Here is a 20,079-nt window from a genome sequence, read left to right as displayed (position 1 = left end):
TGCAAAGCTCTGTCCACCGTCCATTAGTGTCTTTCCAATCTCACTCGAACCTGGACTGGCTCTCGTCGACGACAGCAGTCCGAACGGATGACCCGAGCGAGATCGTGATACTTTCCTGATAGCTGACGTGGCGCGAAACCCGGTTATCGACAAGTAACTCGACAGTCGCCTCGTCGCGCTCAATCGAGGCACTGAGTCCGTCGACAGGCAACACCCAGTGGTCCGGGTCGGTCGCAAACGGTGCGATCGGTGCCACCACTGCCTGATTCGACGGCGCCAGAATCGGGCCGTCGACACGGTGGGCGTAGCCCGGTGAGCCAGCGGCCGTCGCAATGACGACACCGTCGGCCCGAAACTGTCCGATGCGGTCGGCTGTCGACGCGATAGTGAACTCGGAGATGCGGGCGGCGTCAGCAGTGACGAGGGTCACGTCCCAGAATGCCTGCTCGACCGTCCCATCAGGCATCGTCACATGGAGAACGGGATGCGTTTCAATCCGGGCGTCAGCAAGCCCCGACACGGCGGCGACAGCGGTGTCCCGTGGTACTGACCGGACGCCGCGACCAGCCGCGACCGGCAACACAAGCGGGTCACCCTCGGCCCGTGCCACGGTAGCGACGGCGTCCTCGCCAACAGCGACGACTCGGTCGGCCTTCGGAACAGCGCCGTCACTACCCCGTTCAACTGCCACGCCGGCGTCTCGAAGCACATCTGCCAGGGCGTCGTCACCGACTACACCAACGGGGGTTCCCATCGTCTGAAACTCCGGGCCGGCGGAAAAAAACCTGCCGCACTTCGCGCGGTCGCCTCAAATATCGAGGCGGCGGCGCGCGTATTCGACGAGAATCGGCATATCCGAGAGGTGGGTTAGCTTCGCAATCGCCCGACGGTCGCCGCCGTTGATCTGCCGAAGGGTGTCCTGTCCGGTGCTCCGGAGGTCGTCCATCAGCTGGTCGTACCGCTCGTTCGGGGCGAGATACAGCAGTTCCGTCATCATCAGGCGGGCGTTGTGTTTCGGGGCCACCTCGCTGTGCCAGAGTTGGTCGTAGACAGAGAGGTTCTCCGCCGAGGTGTCGGGTTCGTCTGGTTTGAGCGCCGAATCAGCCGTTGCGGCGGCGGCGCGGGCCGACTTCATCCCTTTATGAATCCCCTCGCCCCACAGCGGGTCGACGGTCGGAACAGTATCGCCGATAGCCATGAAGTTGTCCGTGCTCATCGAGTCAGGGGGCTGGATGTGGGCCGACCCGCGGTGGGCCTGTGTGCCCTCGATTCGCTCGGCGTCGTCGAACCGGGGGTCCGAATCGAGCCAGTACTCGAGATAGTCGTCGATGCCCATCCCGTCTTTTGCGTACTTCTGGTGGGAGCCGTTCTGGATGTAACAGAGGCCGACTTTCGCCGTGTCTTCGCCGGTGTGGAAAATCCAGGAGTAGCCACCCGGGGCGAGGTCGTGATCCAGGCGGAGCATCATCGCATCTCGGAGGTCAGCGTAGTCGTCGTGGTCGACTTCGACGCCCTCAAACTCGTACTCGACGCCGATAGCCTGATGATTCCGCTGGAGGTTACACACGTCAAGTTCCTTCGCCAGCGGCGCGGCAGGGCCGGTGGCGTCGATGACGATGTCCGCATACACCTCTTCGTCGCCGTCATAGCGGACACCGACGATCTCACCGTTTTCCATGATGGGGGCCGAGACGCGGGAGTCAAAGCGGTAGGTCGCGCCCTTGTCTCGTCCCTCCGAGACAAGCCACTGTTTGAACTCCGCAAACTCCAGAACGGCTCCGGTCTGATTGCGGACGTAGTGGTCGTTAGGGGACTCAAGGACGACGTTGTCCGTGTAGTTCATCACCACGTCATCGGGAATGGCAAAGCCCGTCATCGCCGACATGAATGTCCCGGCGGTGGACTTGTTGCTCTGACGCGGGAACCCGTCTTCGGGCTCGCTTTCGAGAACGAGCACCTCGTAGTTTCGCTCCGCTAGATCACGGGCACACTGCGCCCCGGCAGGCCCGGCTCCGGCTATTACCACGTCAAAGCGCTCGCGCATGGTTGTGAGTATTTCCTGTCGGTAATCAGTCTTTCCGAATCCACCGAGGGCGCTCTCGAAAGGGTAAAGACGGCCCCACTACCATGACGGGAACACCCGGGGCGACATACAATGGTTCTCAAGACAGGCGCGGGCGTGCTCGCGGACAGGCGGCGGCTTCCCACGGCACTACGGGCAGTGCTGGGATACTACGCGGACACCGGCGTGTTCGACGCCGGCAGTCTCTCGCTGAAATCCGAGATCGACGAGCGCACAGAGGCGATGGTCAACGACGTAACCGACCGCATCGAGGACGCCCTCGAAGACGAGTTCGGCCGGCCAGTCGAGTTCTCCTATGACACGAAACTTATTCTGCCCGCACAGCTAACGCTGGGCTACGTCTACCGCAACGCTCGTCAGCAAGCACCCGGTGACCCTGTCATTGACGCTATCGCCAACGGGGTTCCAACAGTCGACGAGACGGCGCTGGAACAGGGGCCGGCACAGGACCTCGCCCCCCGCGAGATGGTCGTCCGCGCCGAGCAGATGACCCGTCTCTCCATTGAGGCGCTCATCGACGGTGACATGCGCGACGCCATCAATGACGACGAGTTCGAAGATTTCGAGGTGGACTTTGACGCGAGCGAGGCCGACCGCCGCCGCGTCGCCGAGGTCGCCCAATCCGCGCTACAGTCCCATCTTGACGGTCTGTTGGAAGACATGCCACCTGTTGTCGAGAACGCGTACCAGTGGGCCGTCGACTACAGCGAAGCCCATCAGGACCGTGACGACTACTTCCGGGAGCTGATGACCGCGGCCGAGGACGGTGACGCCGATGCCCTGACTGATATCCGCGAGGCGTACAAGTTCGCCGAGTACGACGAGGAGCCAGCGACACTCACGGAGACGGAGAAGGAACTCCCCTACAGCAAGACCCAGTACGCCCGTGTCGGCGTCCTTTACGACGGGATGCTTGACCTCTACCGACTCGCTGGCCTCGATATCGACGACGAGTTCGCCAAGGCCATCGTCCTCGCCATCATCGGCGCACAGGTGTGGCTCGACGACGTCGACGACTACGACGACGACCGCGCGGAGGGGCAACTGACACCCGTTACCGCCGAGTACCTGCTCGCGCCCGACGACGAAGCCGCCTATCGGCGCGTCGTCGACGTGACCGAACAGTACCTCGACCTCGCGAAGTCCTACGCAACGGCCGCCGACTCGCCGTTGACCGGCGTCGCTGTCGAGTACATCTACCGCTCCGGCGACCCGGACGTCCTGCCCGGCAAGCCTGAGTAGGCGCACGAGCGATATCGATTCGACCCAAGCGCCAGAGTTTATATCCCGCCGCCCGCACCGAGATTTGAATGCTTCACTCGTGGGTGGGCAGGGCCGCAGCTATCTGCGGATTGCTGGCCGTGCTGTTCGCACTCATGGTCGGATTCGGCACCGCCACGCCGGCCTCCGAACTGGGCGATTATCCCGCAGAGGACGCACTAGCTGCGGACTACGACAGGTACGTCGGCGAGTCTGTTCAGGTGACTGGCACGGTCACCGGAACTGAGCCGGTTGAAATCGCCGTCGAGTACGAGTACGCTGCCAACGGCAAACGCTACAGCGGCACACTCGCGATCGTGGTCCGGAACGTCGACAGAGCCGTCGACGAAGGCGAATCGCTGCAGGTGTACGGGACGCTCGGCCCGGATTGGACCATCACCGCGGAGAACAGCGTGAGTGTGCCCGCGACAAACTACGTTGCGATGTACCTCGTTTCTGCCCTCGCCGGCCTGTGGACCCTCGGACGGCTAGTCTGTGGTTGGCGGCTGAACTGGCAGACAGGGGCACTATGCCGGCGTGAGGAGCCACTCCGGCCGATACGGGCTCTCCGCACACAGGTGCAGGAGGTGCGTGCCTGATGCCGGACCTGCTCTCGCACGCTTTCATCGCGTTCACCATCTGTACCCTCCTGTCACTGCGGTACGACTGGCTCACTGGCGAGTATGTGACTGTGGGTATGGCGGGCGCGTTTATTCCGGATATGGCGAAAATCAAGCTCCTAGTGGACTCCGCGACCGTCGAGGCGGCGCTGGACATCCCCTTTGACTGGCTGGGCGTCCACACGCTCGGCGGCGCGTTCGTCGCCGTTCTCGTAGGGGCGGTCGTCGTGAACCGCTCCGACCGACGGCGCGTGGTCGGGTTGCTGTCGCTCGGGGCGGCCAGTCACCTGTTTGCCGATGCGCTCCTGCTGAAGGCCTCTGGACGGTCGTACGAAGTGCTGTGGCCCCTGACACAGTACCACCCGCCAACGCCGGGGCTGTATCTGAGTACGGACATCTGGCTCACGGGCGTCACCGGAGCTATCGCGGTGTCGGCATGGCTGTTCACGGCCGAATCATGACTATACCGGCTGTCTGCCTGCCAGCCCCGCGGCCATACTTCCCGGGATGACAACTGTATTACCGTTACCTACCTAACTAATTCGTATGGCACTCAGTGCCCGGAACAATCTCAGCGGGACGATTCGCTCGGTGACGACGGACGAAGTGATGGCGGAGATCGTCATCGAACTGGACGGCGGCGAGACGGTCACGTCGACGATCACACGCGGGTCCGCCGACCGACTCGACCTTGCCGAAGGCGACGAGGTGTCGGCGGTAATCAAGGCCAGTGAAGTGATGGTCGACAAGGACTGAAAACGGCGTCAGCAACGCGCTCGAACCGACTACCGCTTCCCCAGCGCTGTCTCGAACACGCGCTGTGCGCGCTCGTAGGCGGCGTTCCGGTCAACGATTGGGTGGTAGTAGTCCGGGGCCAGTTCCTCGCGTTCGCCGTCCGAGAGCGTCGGCCAGTCGACGATCTTGGTCGACGGAACGCCACGAAGTTCCGGAACGTACTCGGTGACGTAGTCCGCCCCACTGTCGTACTTGCTCATCTGTGCGACCGGGTCGAAGATTCGCACGTCCACGGAGTCGGTCCCGGTCGAGGCCGTCCACTGCCAGCTGGCGGCGTTGTTAGCCGGGTCGTGGTCGACCAGTCGCTTCCGGAAGTGTCGCGCCCCCTCGCGCCAGTCGACGAGGAGATGCTTTGTGAGGAAGGACGCGACGTTCTGGCGCGGCCGGTTGTGGATGTACCCCTCCTGTTCGAGCTGGCGCATCCCGGCGTCGATGAATGGATACCCCGTCTCGCCGTGCTTCCAAGCCTCGAAGTTGTCCTCGTCGTTTTCCCACTCGATACGGTTCGGGAACGTCTTGTAGTTCTCCGACAGCAGCGTTGGGTTGTAGTACAGCAGGTGGTAGCTCTGTTCGCGCCACGAGAGTTCGTAGCGGTACTTCTGGATGTTCCGCTGGGCGTCGCCGGTGGCTTCTGTATGTCGGTCAGAGGCATCGCGCCACATCTCGCGGATGCCGATCATCCCCGCTGCGAGGTACGGCGACATACGCGAGACAGCGCTGGTCGGCCGCTCGACGGCGGCCTGCATATCATCTCGGGTATCGTTGTACGTCTCGATGCCGCCGGTGAGGAAGTCGTCGTACCGCTGCCGTGCGCCCTCGTAGCCGGGCGTCGGCAGGTCCATCTCCGTCTCAATGGTCGGCGCTGTCGTCGGGTCCGACACGTCGACGAGTGAGCCCGAGTCCGGACTGCCGACCGGCGGCAGCTTGTGGTGGGCCTGCCAGTCGTCGTAAAAGCGACTGTGGTTCTCGTACTGGCTATCGAGCCCCGCCGGGTCGACGAGCACGAGGTCGGTCAGCGATTTCGTCGGGAGCGCTTCGTCGACTCGCCGCTGGCGGTTCCGCCGCGCGGGCCGGTAATGCTCGTTGTAGTACACCCGGTCGGCATCGTACTCATCGACAACATTCGAAAGCACATCAACGGCGGTCCCCTTCTTGACGAGTAACTCCCCGCCGTGGTCCCGATACGCCTGTTTCAGCGCCCGGACACCAGCCAGCAGAAACGCTTTTTGCCGCTTCCCGATGTTTGCCAGCAGGTCCGTGTCGAGAACGTACACCGGCAGTACTTCGTCGTCCGCGGCGGCGGCAGTCAACCCTCGATTGTCCGGTATTCGGAGGTCCCGCTGATGCCAGAAAACGTGCATGCATTTTGTTAGGGATACCAGCATATGGGTCCGAACCCGATTCTATTGTGTGTGGGCCCGGAGGACATGGTGTCTGGCGCTTCGCCTCCACCATATCGCCGACCTACCGCGACACAGGTTTGCGAACGAAATAGCAGTACTGTGTGAAACTGAAAAACGTCTCCCCGGCGACCTCCTGCTCCCGGAGGTCGTTCGCCCAGGCCTGTGCCGCCATCCGCCCGATAGCTCCATGGTCGGCCGCATAGTCCTCAATGAACTGCATGAGATGATACGCGAACGTCTCTTCTTCGAGTCGGGTGTTGACAATAGTGTTCGGTTCGACCCGGTCGACCGTCAGCCCAGCCTCACGGAGAACAGGGGCCAGACGGGAGCCGAGCCGTGGCTGCGGGCAGTGGTCGTCGAACGCCCTGAGGACGCGGGCCATTCGCTCTGGATTGGGACTGCGCCAGACAAGCGACGCGAAATCAGCGTCACAGACGACAGCGGACCCGCCGGGCCGCAGGACTCGGGCCAGTTCTGCAACCGCCGAAGAAACTGTTTCGAGGTACTCGAACACCTGCACCGCAACGGCCGCATCGACCGATTCGTCGGCCACTGGAAGGTCACCGGCGTCTCCCTGTGACACGGTCACCTGCGGGAGCGAGGCACAGCGTTCTCGGGCGAGTTCAAGCATCGCCTGGCTCCGGTCGATACCGTGAACGTGTCCCTCGTTGCCGACCGCCCAGCCAATCTCCGCCGGCTCGAAGCCCGGCCCACAGCCAATAGAAAGAACGGTGTCGCCTGGTTCGGGTGCGAGCAGGCCCCGGACTCGCTCCCGACGCGCCGCTGCGGCCGGTGTTCTGTATATCGCTTCCTCCTGCCGGGCTTCCGCTTCGTCGTAGTCAAGCGTGCCACCCATCTCCGCACAGTTCTCATTCGGTTGTCATAAATGAAACCATTCGGCAGCGTTACACTCGCCACAACTCGCTGCCAGGGTCCGTTAGTAAAAACGGCCCCCTCGGTAAGCCAATAGAAACAGCAGGTAGCATACGGCGGCCGCAGGCCGCCGTTTCACCGGAATCGAGGCTGTGGCCTCGATTCCGGCCTTTTTAGCGTAGATTTTTGCGCCGAGTGGTGCGCGAAGCGCACCCGAGGCGCAAAAAGGTACTTAGTAGAACTCGCGGACGAGATCCATCGCGCCCTCAGGCGCGCCGTCCGGAATCTCAGCCATCGAGCCCTCGACGCCCTCGCGTTCCTCGAAGGGAACGGAGTCTTCATCCTGATACAGGACGCCCATGTACTCCTTCTCGCTTTCGAGGATCTTGTCCTTGGCCTGGTCGCGGTCCGCCGGGTCGTGGTCGGTCTCGTCGAGGTCCACGATGGCGTCGCGGAAGTAGTCGTAGGTGTCCACGTCGTTGAACGTCACACACGGTGAGTAGACGTTCACGAAGCCGAAGCCGTCGTGTTCGACGGCCTTCTGGACAATCTCGGCGTGTCGCTGTGCGTTCGAGGAGAACGACTGCGCGATGAACGTCGCACCGGAAGCCAGCGCCAGCGCCTTCGGATTGACCGGCGGCTGGTTCGGCCCGTCAGGTGAGGTCGAGGTCTCGAAGTCCTCACGCGAGGTCGGCGAGGCCTGCCCCTTGGTCAGCCCGTAAATCCGGTTGTCCATCACGACGTAGCTCATGTCGACGTTGCGCCGCACCGCGTGGATGAAGTGGCCGGCACCGATGGAGTACCCGTCACCGTCACCGCCCGAGACCATCACTTCGAGGTCCGGGTTGGCCATCTTCACGCCGATGCCCACCGGCAGCGCGCGGCCGTGGACGCCGTGGAGCGCGTAGCTGTGCATGTACGTCCCGATCTTACCGGAACAGCCGATACCGGCGACGATGAAGGTGTTGTCGGGGTCGTTGCCCGTCTCTGCCAGTGCCTTCATCATGCCGTTCATCGTCCCGAAGTCACCGCAGCCGGGACACCAGGTCGGTTGCTTGTCGGATTTGAAGTCTGTGAAGCGAACGTCGGAACTCATTGTGTTGCCTCCGGGGGTGTGTCAAGCGTTTGCTTGATCTCGGTTGCCAGTTCGTCTGCTTTGAACCGCACGCCGTTGTACTTGTTGATGCGCTGTACCCGTTCGAGGACGTCGTGCTCAATGACATCCGCAAACTGGCCAGTGGCGTTACACTCGACGACAATAACGTCCTCTGCGGCTTCGATCTCTTCGGAGAGGTCCGGCCGCGGGAAGATGTACGGCACCGAGAGGAACCGCACGTCGTAGCCGTCTTCCTCCAGCAGCGTCAGCCCCTCGCGCAGGGCTCCTTCGTTGGAGCCCCAGGAGATGACGAGCGTATCGGCGTCGGAGTCGCCGAACTCGCGGTAGTCGAAGTCCTCCTGCTCGCGGGCGGTCTCGACTTTCCGCTGGCGCTTGTCGACCTGCTCGATACGCACGTCCGTGTCTTCGGTCCGCCGGCCGAGTTCGTCGTGTTCGAGGCCGGTCGTCATGTGCGCGCCGTCGGTCGTGCCGGGGAACGCACGCGGCGAGACCCCGTCTGCGGCCGCGAAGTGGGCCTGGAAGCGCCCCTTCTCGTCCAGCCAGGCGTCGATCTCGTTCTCGTCGACGACCTTCCCGCGGTCGATTTCGACTTCGTCCATGTCGAAGGTCTCGGGGGAGAAGGTCTGTTCCGTCACGGCCATTGCGAGGTCCGAGACGAGGAAGACCGGCGTCTGGTATTTTTCGGCGAGGTTGAACGCCTCGACGGTCTTCCAGAAGCACTCCGAGACAGTCGTCGGAGCGACGACGAACCGCGGAATTTCGCCGTGGCCGCCGTACAGTGTCATGTTGAGGTCGCCCTGCTCCTGCTTGGTCGGCATCCCGGTCGACGGACCGGAACGCATCACGTCACAGATGACCAGCGGCGTCTCGCTGGTGGCGACCAGCCCGAACGTCTCGGTCATCAGGTCGATACCCGGACCGGACGTGGCGGTCATGGCTCGGGCACCGGCACGTGCCGCGCCAAGCGCCATGTTGATCGCGGAGAGTTCGTCTTCGGCCTGAACGACTTTGCCACCGAACTGGTCGACACGGCCGGTCATGTATTCCATCACGTCCGTCGCTGGCGTGATTGGGTAGCCGGAGTAGAAGCGACAGCCGGCGGCGATGGCACCCATGCCGATGGCCTCGTCGCCGTTGAGAAGCACGTAGTCCTCGTCGGTCGTCTCCATGTCGTAGTCGAACTCGCCGTACTCCTCCTGGACGTAGTGCTGTCCCTTCCGGGCGGCTTCCTTGTTGTTCTCGACGATGGCCTCGCCCTTGTCGCCGAAGCGCTTTTCGAGGCTTTCGTCGAGGTTCTCGATGGGGAAGCCAGTGACTTCACACGCCGCGCCGAGGGCGACGACGTTGAGCATGATGGCCCCACCCGCGTCTTCCGCGAGTCGTTTCAGCGGTACTTCGAGTGCCGTCGCGTCGCCGGGGACTTCCACGTCCTGCATCGTCGAGCGCTCACCGTCGTAGATGATGACGGAATCCTCGTGGAGTTCGTCCTCGTTCTCGTGGATGGTGCGCTCTGTGAGTGCAATCAGGATGTCTAGGCGGTCAACGACACTCTCGACGCGGTCGACTGACGTCCGTACCTTGTAGGCAGTGTACCCGCCACGGATGCGGGAGGCGAAGTCCTTTGAGGTGAAGACGTGTCGACCAGCCCGGGAGAGTGCCTGCGCGAAAATCTTCCCGGTGGAGTCGATTCCATCGCCGGCTTCGCCGCCGATGGCCCAGTTCAGGTCCTCTGGCATTATATCCCTCGGGTAGCCAGCGTGGTAGGAAAAGCCTTCCGTAACCGCCCGCGCGCGCACTACTCGCTTTTGAGTGAATTCCGGGGTAGTTTCGAGTGAAAACCGGCATAATCACCCGTATGTTAGAAAATTCCGGCAACTGATGCCGGTAGGCGTGAAACTCCGCGACCGTAACCCCCTTGCCCAGTCACGGCAACTCTCAGGTATGGATGAACAAGTCCTCGACGTGGTTGCCGTCCGAGATGTCGGACCGGACACCGTGGCGATCGACTTCGAGACACCGGAGGCCTTCGACGCACAGCCGGGGCAGTTCGTCAAGCTGACGCTGGGCGTCGACGGGGAAGACATCTCACGGTTCTACACAATCTCCTCGCCGACAGTCGACGAGGCGTTCGAGATTACCGTCGGCATCGACCCCGACGGCGAGCTAGCCCCCCAACTCGGCGCGCTTGAAGCGGGCGACGGTGTCCGCATCGCCGGGCCGTTCGGGTCGGATTACTACGAAGGCGAGAGTCGCGCTGTCGTCCTCGCCGGTGGGCCCGGCGTCGGTCCAGCCGTGGGTATCGCCGAGCGCGCACTGGACGACGGCAACGAGGCCGCAGTCGTGTATCAGGACGATGCGCCGGTCCACGAGGACCGACTGGACGCGCTCGCCGAGGCCGGGGCGCTCGTCTCGGTCATCGACAGCGAGGAATCCCTGGCTGAGCCAGTCGCCGACGCTATCGAAGACGGCGGCCAGGTGTTCATTTACGGCTTCGCGGACTTCCTCGACGCCGCCACGGAAGCGCTCGAAGCTGCCGGCGTCAGCACTGACGACGCGAAAGTCGAGAACTTCGGATAGGCGGTCGAGTGCCGTCCAAGCGTCGTCTCGCCGGCTGGCTATAATTCCACGATACACCGCTGGGAGCGGTGTTAGCTTTCCTCGCCGACGTCCGACGCTCGAACGGTCATCACCGGAACCGGCGAGGTTCGGACCAGTTTTTCGGCAACGCTGCCCAGCAGGTAGCGGTCGACACCCGTGCGACCATGGGTCCCGATGACGACGAGGTCGGCATCAGTGTCCTCAATGGCGTCGAGGATGGCCTGATACGGGATACCGTGAGTGATTGCTGTCTCAACGGCTTTGACTCCCATCTTAGTGAGTTGATCGGAGCCATCCTCGACGGCATCCGTCGCGACCGACTCCAGTTCGTCAACGATGACGGTGGACCCCACATCGATACCGAGCGACCGCGTGTCCACCACCGAAACGAGATGGACTGTCGCGTCGGTTTCGCTTGCGAGTGTGCCCGTCGGCTCGATAGCTGCCTCCGCGCCGCTACTGCCATCAGTCGGGAGCAGAATGTCGTCGAATGAGATGGTTCCCGGCTCCGCGTCGGCTTTGACAGAAAGGACGGGCACGTCGGCGAGGCGGACGACTTTCTCGGTGACGCTCCCGAGGAGGAACCGCCGGACGCCGGTTCGCCCGTGCGTTCCCATAATGATGAGGTCGATACCGGTCTCGTTGGCGTAGTCGAGGACCGCGTCATGGACGACTCCCTCGCGAACGGCGGCGGTGATGGACAGGCCCTCGGTGTCGACGTGGTCGGCCTGGGACTCGATGAAGGCTTCCGCCGGAGAGTCGCCGTCGTAGTCCCAGTCGTCCGTGGGTCCGTGCTCGTCAACGACCGAGAGGACGTGGACGGTGGCGTCGTGAGTGCGTGCAAGCGTCGCGGCAGCCTCGAACGCACGCTCGGAACCGGGACTTCCGTCTGTCGGCACAAGGATACTATCGAACATCGATTGGTCTCGCTGTTCACCGCCGTCGGTGATAAAGTACCGTGACGGAGCGAGGAACTGTCCGGGAGACGGCAACGGTGGCGCCACGAGAACAGAACAAAGCCTATAACAGTCGGATGCCAATTTTTCCCATGCGCGAGGCAAGTCGGACGACGCGCCAGCGCATCGCTGACCAACTACGCGACAAAGCGATGGCCGCCGGGACAATCGCAAACGAGTTCGAAATACAGACCAGCGACGCGCTCACACACGTAGAGCATATCTCGAAATCTCTGGAATCAACCGACGAACAGCTCCTTGTTGCCCCACCCGAGTGCGAGGAGTGCGGCTTCACGGACTTCGACGACCTGACGAACCGACCGAGCCGGTGCCCGGAGTGTAAATGCGAGGCCGTCTCGGAGCCGGCGTACCGAATCAGCTGATAGGAGGGCGATTCCCAGCGGCATCGATTCTGTGCGCTCAGTTCCCGGAGAAGCCGATGCGACCGCGTGAGGAAAGGTCATGATTGCCGGAGGGTCCCTGATTTTCGAACTCGTAGCGCTCGTCGGTCAGGTAGACATCACCGTCCTCAGTAGTGATCGCGACTTCCTCCAGCACTGCCCCCTCGCAGGGACCGTAGTTACACAGCCCCGACTCGGATTCGAACGTCGCCCCGTGTTTCTCACACACCAGTTCCCCGTTACGAACCGTCGCCCCACTGCCTTTGTCAAGCCGGACATCTGTCCAGTGTGGACAGTAGTTCTCGAACGCGACGACGGCGTCGGACAACTCAACGATAATCGCTTCTTTTGTGTCGAACCCGTCACGAACAGTGAACAGAAAGGTTCCATCGTCGGGCACTTCATCCAGCGCAACGATACGGCTGTCCTCGTCCATACTACACATCCGTAAGGATGTGAGCCGTTTCAAACCGCCGGTCCCGGCCCTATTCTCGTCTTGAGGAGACGACCACCAGAACTGAATCGGCCTCAGTAATGGCGCTCCTCGATACGCTCGTCGAACAGTCGCTGCAGGAGCTTCGTCATCGGCCCGCTCCCGACGGAGATGCCGTCGACGGTCGCAATGGGGCGGATCTCCCACGTCGAGTTGGTGAGAAACGCCTCGTCGGCGTCACGCAGGGCATCGAGCGAATAGTGACCGGTCTCGACAGGGAAATCCTCGCCGCGAGCGATGTCCATTACCACGTCGCGGGTAACCCCCGGCAGCAGGTCGAGGTCCGTACTCGGCGTCCGGAGGCCGTTGTCCGTGACGAAAAAGAGGTTGCTCGTCGCCCCTTCGGCCAGATTCCCGTCCGTGTCCCGGATGAGACACTCGTCGGCTGGTTCGCCGCCAGCGGCGGCCTTTCGGAGTTCGAGCCGGCCGAGAATCCCGTTGAGGTAGTTGTGGGTCTTCGCGTCCGCTGGAACGGCCTCGCTGGGAATCCGCCGGGTCCGGACCGTCTGAGCCGACGCCGGTTCGTCCCAGACGCGCTCGCCGTCGAGCCCGCCCCGCGGGAGTTCCTTGCAGATGACGACGACCGTCGGGTCGACGTCGGCCCCCGGCGTGAGCTTCCCGGGCTGGACGCCCCGCGTGACAGACAGCCGGACGTACGCCTCCTCGAGGTCGTTAGCCGCGAGCGTCTCGTCGACGCGCTCCCCGAGGTCCTCGGGCACGGCGTCAGCGAAGCCCAGCGTCTCGGCCGTCCGCTGCAGGCGCTCGCGGTGGGCGTCCCACCGGAACGGCTCGCCGCCGTAGGCCCGGAGCGTTTCGAACGCCGCGTCGCCGTACATGAACCCGCGGTCGCGCACCGACACCGTTGCCTCGTCCTCGGGGACGAGCGTCCCGTTTACGTGGTATTGCATAGTAGGCAGAAGTTCTCGATCATGGTCTTGCCGTGGTCTGTCAGGATGCTCTCGGGGTGGAACTGCACGCCGATATGCGGGCGGTCGCTGTGGCGGACGCCCATGACGACCTGCGACTCGTCCGTGCCGTCGGCGGTGGCAGCGTCGGCTGACTCCGGTACCGCAGCGGCCTCAGCGTCGTCGCTGACAGTGTATGCCGTCTCGGTCAGTACGTCGGGGAGGTTCTCGCGGTCGACCGCCAGCGAGTGGTAGCGCCCGACCTCGAACGGGTCCGAGATGTCTTCGAACACACCTGTGCCGTCGTGGGTAACCGACGAAGACTTGCCGTGGACAACCGCCTCGGCGTGGCCGACTGGCGCGCCGTTGGCCGCACACAGTGCCTGGTGGCCGAGACAAACCCCTAGCGTCGGGTATTCCAATTCCTCGAATATCGGCATCGAGACGCCGGCATCCTCGGGCGTCCCTGGCCCCGGCGAGACGACGATGCCATCGGGGTCCATCTCCCGGATACCTTCGACAGCAATGGCGTCGTTGCGCCGAACGACCACATCGTCCTCGGTCCCGCCCAGTCGGAGAACCACCTCGCCGACGTACTGGACAAGATTGTACGCGAAGGAATCGTAGTTGTCGATGACCAGTACGGTCGGAGCCAGCGAGTCCGTCGCCGGGCCGCCCGCAGTGTTGTTGCCGCTATCGTCGCCGCCACGGTGGCCGCTCATTGCTGGTCCTCCATGGCAAGGTCGACACGCCGGCCCAGCGCCTCGTCGACGGCGTTAACGAGCGCGCGGCCCTTGTCCAGCGTCTCCTGATACTCGCGGTCCGGGTCCGAATCGTGAACCACCCCGGCACCGACGCGGAGGTGGTACTCCTCGGCGTACCGGACCAGCGTTCTGATGACGATGTTCAGCGTCGCCCGGCCATCGAAGCCGAACAGGCCGATGGAGCCGGTGTACGGTCCTCGTCGCGTGGCCTCGACCTCGTCGATAATCTCCATCGTCCGGGGTTTCGGCGCGCCGGTAATGGTGCCGCCCGGGAACACCGCAGCGATGGCGTCCTGCAGAGACGCGCCGTCACGGAGTCGGCCCTCGACGACCGAGACGAGGTGCATTACCTCGGAGTAGCGGTCGACGCGGCGGTAGTCAGACACTTCCACGCTCCCGAATTTGCTCACTTTCCCCAGGTCGTTGCGCTCCAGGTCGACGAGCATCGCGTGTTCGGCGCGCTCCTTCTCGTCGTCGAGCAGGTCCGTTTCCAGTCGGTCGTCAGCGTCGGGCGTCTCGCCCCGCGGGCGGGTGCCAGCGATGGGTTCGGTCTCGATACGGTCGCCATCGCGGTGCAAGAGGAGTTCCGGGCTGGCGCTGACGAGGTCAACGCCAGGGAACTCAAGCAGGGCAGAGTACGGTGCGGGGTTCACAGTTCGAAGCGCGTCGAAAGCCTCGACGGGATGGACTGCGGCGGGTGCGCGGAGACGCTGTGAGACGTTCGCCTGAAACGTGTCGCCGTCGCGGATGTACTGCTTGACCGTTTGGACTCGGTCAGCAAATGACTCGCGCGTGCAGTCACTCTCGAAGGTTGCTTCATCGGTCTCGACCGGCGGATCCTCGACACTGGGGTCGCCCTGTGCCGCTGCCCGCGCCAAGTCCAGCGCGTGCTGCTTGCCGAACTCGTAGGCCAGTTCGGGCGTCTCAAAGTCGTCGACCCGCGGGCAGGCTGTCACACGCAGCGTCACCGACTCACCGCGGGGTTCCTCCCAAGCGGCGAAGCGGTCGTAGCGGGCCACCTGCAGGTTTGGGAGCGCGCGGTCGGCATCGGCGCTGTCGGGCAGTGACTCCAGTTCCCGCGCCACGTCGTAGGAGAGCCATCCAACGGCTCCGCAGGGATACGGTACGTCGCAGTCACCACGGACCAGCCGCTCGCCGTCGAGAAACTCAGTCAGTGCGGCGAGGGTCCCGCCAGCTCGGGGGTCGACCTCGCGGAAGTCCGCCGGAGCGGTCCCGAAGTAACCCCACCCCGACTGGCCGCCGGTCGTCGCCAGATACACGCCGCCAGTTTCGTCGCGCGCCCGGCGATAGGCGAGAAACGGGTCATCGACGTCCACTCGAACCTCGACAGGGACGCGCGCCGCTGGATGCGCGTCGGCCGCAAGGTCGGTGAACGTGGTCCGGTCGGTTTCGACCGATTGCATTACCGAACGAAAACAGTGCGGCGACTAATTCCCTTGCGGTTCGGCGCAAAAAGACGGAACGTCAACGGTTTCAGAAGTCTTCGGCCCGCTCGATCCAGCCCGAAACGCGGCTCTCTGAGAGGTCGGTGTCTGCGGCGATGTCCGCTGCATCCGCAGCGGCCAGTTCGCCCACCGTCTCGATACCGATATCAGCGAGTCGGTCGGCGTAGGCGGGACCGATACCCTTTATTTCCGTGACTGGGGCAGTACTTTCCTCGTCCTCAGTCTCGGCATCAGCCTCGGCCGGTTCTTCGTCAGCGGTGGCCTCCGAGTCGCTGGCTTCGTCGTCGACCACTGGTTCTTGCTCGGACCCTGCTGGAGAAGCATCGGTCGCAGATGTCGATTCGTCGTCGGTCGCAGTCGGTGACGCCGCAGTCTCCGACTCGGCCGTCTGAGCAGATGTTGCACTCCCATCCCCTGATTCAGTCCCGGCCCCGTCCGTGGTATCGGATGTGTGGGTCTCGGTAGTCGTCGCGGTGTTCGTCCCCTTCACAGCGTCTTCGTCTTCAGTAGAGGGCTCTCGCTCGACGGTCACGTCCACGTCGCGATTGGTTCCCGACGTGGATGACCCAGTCCCGTCAAGCCCGAGGGCGGATTTCAATTTCTGAAGCAGACCCATACATGAACGTATTTATCCCCAACACAAATCTCTTGCTGGTGACCGCTCCGTTACAAGTGTTCGCGCAATCGGCCGTTCATCCTGTCTACAGGTGCGTCCTCGCCAGTCCAGCGTTCAAACGCTTCAACCCCCTGATACAGGAGCATCCACGCGCCGTCAACGGTCGTTGCGCCCGCGGCCGCCGCGTCCTGTAGCAGACGGGTCTCGATTGGTGTGTACACCGCATCGAGCACCGCGAGGTCGCTGTGTAACGCGTCGGCGGGGACCGGCGTCTTGTCCTCCTCCATGCCGACGCTGGTGCAGTTGACGAGGATGTCGGCGTTTGCGAGCAGGTCAGAGAGCGAATCGAGCCCGTGGCCGGAGGCGTCCGGGACTTCATCGGCGAGCGCGTCGGCTTTAGACTCGGTCCGGTTCGCGATCCGCACCGACAGCCCCTCGTCGGCGAGACCGAACGCGACCGCTCGCCCCGCACCGCCGGCCCCAACGACGACCGCCGTACCCGACAGCGACACGTCGTGGTGGTCCAGCGCTCGGACCGCACCGACCGCGTCGGTGTTGTAGCCCGTCGGCGTCCCACCGGTGAAATCGACGGTGTTGACCGCGCCGATGCGCTCGGCGAGCGGTGCGGGGTCAACGGCGTCTAGCACGTCCTGCTTGAACGGGATTGTGACGTTGAGGCCGTCGACTCCGAGCGTCTCTGCCGCTTCGATGGCTTCGGCACCAGCATCCGCTGGTGGTTCAAACGTGACGTAGCGTGCATCAAGTCCCAGTGCCTCGTAGCCCGCCTCGTGCATCGGGGGCGACAGCGAGTGCCCGACCGGGTTGCCGATGAGTCCGTAAACGTCCATACCAACGCCAGCGCGCCCCGGTCGTATGAACGCCACGCTCTGTGGGAAGCACGGTCTGCAGCCGACACTTTCGCAAGCTTTTCAGCCAGACCCAGCCACACTTCCGACAGTGAGTCGTTTTCGCCATCCACTGATGCAAGTCGCAGTCGCGCTGGCCCTGACTGTCGGCTGGATTTACCTATTTATCTCCGGCATTGAGGTCGGGAACGTGACCACCGTCGCGGTCAGTGGGCTCGCCGTCCTCGGGGCGTCGTTCCTCTTGGCCTGGGGCGCTGAAACCGCCGAGAAAGACGTACCGAGGGCGTTCGCTATCGCCGTCCTCGCCATTCTCGCCGTGGCTCCCGAGTACGCCGTTGACGCGCTGTACGCCTGGAACGCCGGGGCTGGTGGGGCGACGACGGAGGCCTGTCGCCAGTTCACGGCGGCAGAAATCGAGTCCGCAAGCGGGGGGCTCGCTCGCGCCTGTCACGACGCGAACCTCGCGATTGCGAACATGACCGGCGCGAACCGCATCCTCATCGGTATCGGCTGGGCGGGTATCGCCGTGTTCACCGTCTGGCGCGCCGCAAAGACACGGGACCCCGCAGTCACGAAACGCGACGGCTTCCTGAAAGACGCCGTCCAGCTGGACACCGACATCGCAACCGAGATCTCCTTCCTCTTTCTGGCGACGCTGTGGGCGTTTCTTGTCCCTCTCGGCGGCGGTATCGGTATCTTCGATACGCTGTTTCTGGTGGGCCTCTACGTCGCGTACATCGGCCTCGTGCTCAAGTCCGATATCGAACACAACGAGCACACCGTCGGCGTCCCAAAGTACTTCCAGGAGTGGTCGCTGCCGTGGCGGCCACTCGTCGTCTTGGCGTTGTTTGGCTACTCCGGCGCAATGATTTTCACCGCGGTTGAGCCGTTCGCCCACGGCCTCGAAGAGATCGGCGTCGCGAACGGCATCCCCGAGTTCTTCATGATCCAGTGGGTCGCCCCGCTGGCCAGTGAGTCACCTGAGCTCATTGTCGTCGCCGTGCTGGTCAACAAGGCCCGCTCGACGGCGGGGTTCAACGCCCTCATTTCCTCGAAGCTCAATCAGTGGACGCTGCTCATCGGGACTATCGCAGTGGTGTACTCCATCGCACTCGGCGGGTACGACGTCCTGCCGTTCGACGCCAGGCAGGGCGCGGAGATCTGGATTACGGCGGCCCAGTCCTTCTTTGCGCTCGCCATTCTGGTCAACTTCGAGATAAGTATCCGGGAAGCAATCGGGCTGTTCGCGCTGTTCATCTCGCAGGTGGTTCTGGAGTTTGCCATCATCAGGGACCTTCTCGCTCTGCCGATATCGAGTCACGACCTTCTGCTGGCGTATACAGGGCTGTACGTCCTCCTCGGGGTCGGACTGTTCGTCCAGCGCCGCGAGGCGCTGAAACACCTGCTTGGGCTGGCCGGTGACGCCGTCCGGTCCGCGGTGGGTCGTGAACCGGTCCATCTGGAGAACGCCGATTGATGCTCGGAATCGTTGTCTCACACGCCGACGCGGCATCGATGCACATCGGAGAGCACCTGCGCTCATTGCGGGACTGGGAAACGAGCGTCGACGAAACGCGGCCCGACGACGAAGGCGGCGGTACGGTGTACCAGATTGACAGCGTGGAACTCCGCGAGTTCGAGGCGTTACATCTGGACATCGAAAACGTCGCGGCAGCGTTCGACGACCCGGACCTGCTGGTGTTCGCCTCAAAACACGCCGGCGAGACGGACGAGCTCCTGACGGCCCACCATACCGGAAACTTCGGTGTCGCGGAGCACGGCGGCGAAGACGGGCAGTTCGCCCGCGCCTGTCCCGGGGCTCACAAGGCCGTGGTGTCGGCACTCCAGCGCCACGCTCCGCCGGACTACGAAGTCGGGATGGAGTGTACGCACCACGGCCCGACAGCAGTCGGTGTCCCGTCGATGTTTGTCGAGGTCGGCAGTGCGGAGCCACAGTGGGAGGACCCCGACGCCGCCGAGGCCGCTGCCAGAGCGATACTGGACCTCGCCGACGAACCGGCTGACAGGCCGCGTGAGAACGGGACGCGCCGCCACCTCCTCGGGGTCGGCGGCGGCCACTACGCCCCGCGGTTCGAGCGAGTTGTTCGTGAGACGGACTGGGCGGTCGGCCACATCGCCGCCAACTGGTCGTTGGACGCGCTGGCGGAGTGGGCCGACAGCGACGAGGAGCGCGACACAGTGCTCGACCGCGCCTTCCGGGCCAGCGCGGCCGACTACGCTCTCATGGAGGGCGACCGGCCGGACCTCACGGCCGCCATCGAGTCGCTGGGCTACCGCGTCGTCAGTGAGACGTTCGTTCAGGAAGCAACCGGTGTCAACCTTGGCCTCGTCGAGGCGCTAGAAGACGCTATCAGGCCAGTTGACGAGGGCCTTCGATTCGGAGCACTTGCACCTGGATACGACGGCGAGTGGACCGTACTCGACCTCCCGAAGGAACTTATCTCGGACGTGCGCGGCGTTGATAGCGAGGCACTACGTGACACTATTGAGCGTCAGTCCATTGCGTACGCAACCGAGCAAAACGGGACCGTGGTCACCGGACCGATTGTCTGTCCGGCGACGACGGAACTGGAAGCGGTCGTCGACCCACTCGTCGAAATCCTCAAACAACGCTTCGACAGTGTCGAGCGAAACGCGGACGAACTCGTTGCCCGCGAGACAGCGTTCGATCCGGACCTCGCGCGAACTGCTGATATCCCTGAAGGACCGAAGTTCGGGAAACTCGCCTCTGGCGAATCAGTCGAAATCGACGGCGAAGAAATCGACCCGGAGCGGTTCCAGCGCGAGCGTATACGTCGATATACGCTGTGAACACTGGCGCGTTAGCCGCCAAAGGTGGCAC

At 63.6% G+C, this 20,079-nt stretch carries 21 protein-coding genes; 8 read left to right on the top strand and 13 right to left on the bottom strand.

The genetic code is table 11. The features are described from left to right. Positions 1-40 precede the first annotated feature (40 nt). Together RR_RS07195 and RR_RS07190 are read right to left on the bottom strand one after the other, a co-directional pair. Entirely contained in the window at positions 41-754 is a 714-nt protein-coding gene (locus tag RR_RS07195; RefSeq protein ID WP_011223197.1) for an NAD(+)/NADH kinase, read from the bottom strand. 54 nt (positions 755-808) lie between these two features. Beyond that, complete coding sequence (locus RR_RS07190; RefSeq protein ID WP_004961756.1) at positions 809-2,044, bottom strand: digeranylgeranylglycerophospholipid reductase; 1,236 nt, start codon at positions 2,042-2,044, stop codon at positions 809-811. A 111-nt stretch (positions 2,045-2,155) separates the two neighbouring features. On the opposite strand from RR_RS07190, the gene RR_RS07185 reads away from it, so the two are divergent. The 4 genes from RR_RS07185 to RR_RS07170 all read left to right on the top strand — a co-directional run bounded on the left by RR_RS07185 (position 2,156) and on the right by RR_RS07170 (position 4,719). Further along, the gene (locus RR_RS07185) at positions 2,156-3,325 is read left to right on the top strand and encodes a hypothetical protein (protein ID WP_011223196.1); all 1,170 of its coding nucleotides are present in this window, start codon (positions 2,156-2,158) and stop codon (positions 3,323-3,325) included. Positions 3,326-3,393: 68 nt separating this feature from the next. Then, positions 3,394-3,942, top strand: coding sequence for a hypothetical protein (locus RR_RS07180; protein WP_011223195.1), 549 nt, complete (start codon positions 3,394-3,396; stop codon positions 3,940-3,942). After that, positions 3,942-4,424: a metal-dependent hydrolase gene (locus RR_RS07175; RefSeq protein ID WP_011223194.1), complete on the top strand. Its 483-nt coding sequence runs from the start codon at positions 3,942-3,944 to the stop codon at positions 4,422-4,424. The genes RR_RS07180 and RR_RS07175 overlap by 1 nt, the downstream gene beginning before the upstream one ends. An 85-nt stretch (positions 4,425-4,509) precedes the next feature. After that, on the top strand, positions 4,510-4,719 hold the full coding sequence (locus tag RR_RS07170; protein ID WP_007190449.1) for a TOBE domain-containing protein: 210 nt from the start codon (positions 4,510-4,512) through the stop codon (positions 4,717-4,719). 29 nt (positions 4,720-4,748) lie between these two features. Here RR_RS07170 and RR_RS07165 read toward each other — a convergent pair whose 3' ends face one another. The 4 genes from RR_RS07165 to RR_RS07150 all read right to left on the bottom strand — a co-directional run bounded on the left by RR_RS07165 (position 4,749) and on the right by RR_RS07150 (position 9,887). Continuing rightward, complete coding sequence (locus tag RR_RS07165) at positions 4,749-6,119, bottom strand: cryptochrome/photolyase family protein (RefSeq protein WP_049938822.1); 1,371 nt, start codon at positions 6,117-6,119, stop codon at positions 4,749-4,751. A gap of 103 nt (positions 6,120-6,222) precedes the next feature. Further along, positions 6,223-7,017 carry a class I SAM-dependent methyltransferase gene (locus RR_RS07160; RefSeq protein WP_011223192.1) on the bottom strand — a complete coding sequence of 265 codons (795 nt, stop codon included), beginning with the start codon at positions 7,015-7,017 and terminating at the stop codon, positions 6,223-6,225. Positions 7,018-7,266: 249 nt separating this feature from the next. Next, complete coding sequence (locus RR_RS07155) at positions 7,267-8,130, bottom strand: 2-oxoacid:ferredoxin oxidoreductase subunit beta (RefSeq protein ID WP_004961781.1); 864 nt, start codon at positions 8,128-8,130, stop codon at positions 7,267-7,269. After that, on the bottom strand, positions 8,127-9,887 hold the full coding sequence (locus RR_RS07150) for a 2-oxoacid:acceptor oxidoreductase subunit alpha (protein WP_004961782.1): 1,761 nt from the start codon (positions 9,885-9,887) through the stop codon (positions 8,127-8,129). The genes RR_RS07155 and RR_RS07150 overlap by 4 nt, the downstream gene beginning before the upstream one ends. A 205-nt stretch (positions 9,888-10,092) precedes the next feature. Between RR_RS07150 and RR_RS07145 the strand changes: the two genes are divergently transcribed. Then, positions 10,093-10,728 (top strand): FAD-dependent oxidoreductase, encoded by a 636-nt coding sequence (locus RR_RS07145; protein WP_049938821.1) that lies wholly within the window; start codon positions 10,093-10,095, stop codon positions 10,726-10,728. A 71-nt stretch (positions 10,729-10,799) separates the two neighbouring features. Here RR_RS07145 and RR_RS07140 read toward each other — a convergent pair whose 3' ends face one another. Then, on the bottom strand, positions 10,800-11,666 hold the full coding sequence (locus RR_RS07140) for a universal stress protein (RefSeq protein WP_011223190.1): 867 nt from the start codon (positions 11,664-11,666) through the stop codon (positions 10,800-10,802). A gap of 131 nt (positions 11,667-11,797) precedes the next feature. Between RR_RS07140 and RR_RS07135 the strand changes: the two genes are divergently transcribed. Continuing rightward, complete coding sequence (locus RR_RS07135) at positions 11,798-12,088, top strand: transcriptional regulator (protein WP_007190454.1); 291 nt, start codon at positions 11,798-11,800, stop codon at positions 12,086-12,088. A gap of 37 nt (positions 12,089-12,125) precedes the next feature. Here RR_RS07135 and RR_RS07130 read toward each other — a convergent pair whose 3' ends face one another. The 6 genes from RR_RS07130 to RR_RS07105 all read right to left on the bottom strand — a co-directional run bounded on the left by RR_RS07130 (position 12,126) and on the right by RR_RS07105 (position 17,198). Then, a complete protein-coding gene (locus tag RR_RS07130) occupies positions 12,126-12,542 on the bottom strand; it encodes a Rieske (2Fe-2S) protein (RefSeq protein WP_007190455.1) in 417 nt (138 codons plus the stop codon). Positions 12,543-12,634: 92 nt separating this feature from the next. After that, positions 12,635-13,507, bottom strand: a complete 873-nt coding sequence (locus RR_RS07125; RefSeq protein ID WP_011223187.1) for an aminotransferase class IV — start codon at positions 13,505-13,507, stop codon at positions 12,635-12,637. Beyond that, the gene (locus RR_RS07120) at positions 13,492-14,226 is read right to left on the bottom strand and encodes an anthranilate synthase component II (RefSeq protein ID WP_011223186.1); all 735 of its coding nucleotides are present in this window, start codon (positions 14,224-14,226) and stop codon (positions 13,492-13,494) included. Before RR_RS07120 ends, RR_RS07125 begins: the two co-directional genes overlap by 16 nt. Then, complete coding sequence (gene pabB, locus RR_RS07115; RefSeq protein WP_011223185.1) at positions 14,223-15,692, bottom strand: aminodeoxychorismate synthase, component I; 1,470 nt, start codon at positions 15,690-15,692, stop codon at positions 14,223-14,225. Before pabB ends, RR_RS07120 begins: the two co-directional genes overlap by 4 nt. 70 nt (positions 15,693-15,762) lie before the next feature. Next, positions 15,763-16,350: a helix-hairpin-helix domain-containing protein gene (locus RR_RS07110; protein ID WP_011223184.1), complete on the bottom strand. Its 588-nt coding sequence runs from the start codon at positions 16,348-16,350 to the stop codon at positions 15,763-15,765. Positions 16,351-16,400: 50 nt separating this feature from the next. Continuing rightward, positions 16,401-17,198, bottom strand: coding sequence for a shikimate dehydrogenase (locus RR_RS07105; protein WP_007190460.1), 798 nt, complete (start codon positions 17,196-17,198; stop codon positions 16,401-16,403). 133 nt (positions 17,199-17,331) lie between these two features. On the opposite strand from RR_RS07105, the gene RR_RS07100 reads away from it, so the two are divergent. Together RR_RS07100 and RR_RS07095 are read left to right on the top strand one after the other, a co-directional pair. Then, positions 17,332-18,693, top strand: a complete 1,362-nt coding sequence (locus tag RR_RS07100) for a sodium:calcium antiporter (protein WP_049938820.1) — start codon at positions 17,332-17,334, stop codon at positions 18,691-18,693. Then, on the top strand, positions 18,693-20,048 hold the full coding sequence (locus RR_RS07095; RefSeq protein ID WP_011223182.1) for a D-aminoacyl-tRNA deacylase: 1,356 nt from the start codon (positions 18,693-18,695) through the stop codon (positions 20,046-20,048). The genes RR_RS07100 and RR_RS07095 overlap by 1 nt, the downstream gene beginning before the upstream one ends. The last annotated feature ends 31 nt before the right edge of the window (positions 20,049-20,079 follow it).

The organism is Haloarcula marismortui ATCC 43049 (assembly GCF_000011085.1).
GTDB classification, from domain to species: domain Archaea; phylum Halobacteriota; class Halobacteria; order Halobacteriales; family Haloarculaceae; genus Haloarcula; species Haloarcula marismortui.
Note: the sequence above shows the minus strand (reverse complement) of the source record. Positions and strands in the feature narration are given on the sequence as shown.

What these genes read in the sequence shown, in the direction of transcription:
- RR_RS07195 (WP_011223197.1), bottom strand. Translation starts at nt 754, where the DNA reads ATGGGAACCCCCGTTGGTGTAGTCGGTGACGACGCCCTGGCAGATGTG.
- RR_RS07190 (WP_004961756.1), bottom strand. Translation starts at nt 2,044, where the DNA reads ATGCGCGAGCGCTTTGACGTGGTAATAGCCGGAGCCGGGCCTGCCGGG.
- RR_RS07185 (WP_011223196.1), top strand. Translation starts at nt 2,156, where the DNA reads ATGGTTCTCAAGACAGGCGCGGGCGTGCTCGCGGACAGGCGGCGGCTT.
- RR_RS07180 (WP_011223195.1), top strand. Translation starts at nt 3,394, where the DNA reads ATGCTTCACTCGTGGGTGGGCAGGGCCGCAGCTATCTGCGGATTGCTG.
- RR_RS07175 (WP_011223194.1), top strand. Translation starts at nt 3,942, where the DNA reads ATGCCGGACCTGCTCTCGCACGCTTTCATCGCGTTCACCATCTGTACC.
- RR_RS07170 (WP_007190449.1), top strand. Translation starts at nt 4,510, where the DNA reads ATGGCACTCAGTGCCCGGAACAATCTCAGCGGGACGATTCGCTCGGTG.
- RR_RS07165 (WP_049938822.1), bottom strand. Translation starts at nt 6,119, where the DNA reads ATGCACGTTTTCTGGCATCAGCGGGACCTCCGAATACCGGACAATCGA.
- RR_RS07160 (WP_011223192.1), bottom strand. Translation starts at nt 7,017, where the DNA reads ATGGGTGGCACGCTTGACTACGACGAAGCGGAAGCCCGGCAGGAGGAA.
- RR_RS07155 (WP_004961781.1), bottom strand. Translation starts at nt 8,130, where the DNA reads ATGAGTTCCGACGTTCGCTTCACAGACTTCAAATCCGACAAGCAACCG.
- RR_RS07150 (WP_004961782.1), bottom strand. Translation starts at nt 9,887, where the DNA reads ATGCCAGAGGACCTGAACTGGGCCATCGGCGGCGAAGCCGGCGATGGA.
- RR_RS07145 (WP_049938821.1), top strand. Translation starts at nt 10,093, where the DNA reads ATGGATGAACAAGTCCTCGACGTGGTTGCCGTCCGAGATGTCGGACCG.
- RR_RS07140 (WP_011223190.1), bottom strand. Translation starts at nt 11,666, where the DNA reads ATGTTCGATAGTATCCTTGTGCCGACAGACGGAAGTCCCGGTTCCGAG.
- RR_RS07135 (WP_007190454.1), top strand. Translation starts at nt 11,798, where the DNA reads ATGCGCGAGGCAAGTCGGACGACGCGCCAGCGCATCGCTGACCAACTA.
- RR_RS07130 (WP_007190455.1), bottom strand. Translation starts at nt 12,542, where the DNA reads ATGGACGAGGACAGCCGTATCGTTGCGCTGGATGAAGTGCCCGACGAT.
- RR_RS07125 (WP_011223187.1), bottom strand. Translation starts at nt 13,507, where the DNA reads ATGCAATACCACGTAAACGGGACGCTCGTCCCCGAGGACGAGGCAACG.
- RR_RS07120 (WP_011223186.1), bottom strand. Translation starts at nt 14,226, where the DNA reads ATGAGCGGCCACCGTGGCGGCGACGATAGCGGCAACAACACTGCGGGC.
- pabB (WP_011223185.1), bottom strand. Translation starts at nt 15,692, where the DNA reads ATGCAATCGGTCGAAACCGACCGGACCACGTTCACCGACCTTGCGGCC.
- RR_RS07110 (WP_011223184.1), bottom strand. Translation starts at nt 16,350, where the DNA reads ATGGGTCTGCTTCAGAAATTGAAATCCGCCCTCGGGCTTGACGGGACT.
- RR_RS07105 (WP_007190460.1), bottom strand. Translation starts at nt 17,198, where the DNA reads ATGGACGTTTACGGACTCATCGGCAACCCGGTCGGGCACTCGCTGTCG.
- RR_RS07100 (WP_049938820.1), top strand. Translation starts at nt 17,332, where the DNA reads ATGCAAGTCGCAGTCGCGCTGGCCCTGACTGTCGGCTGGATTTACCTA.
- RR_RS07095 (WP_011223182.1), top strand. Translation starts at nt 18,693, where the DNA reads ATGCTCGGAATCGTTGTCTCACACGCCGACGCGGCATCGATGCACATC.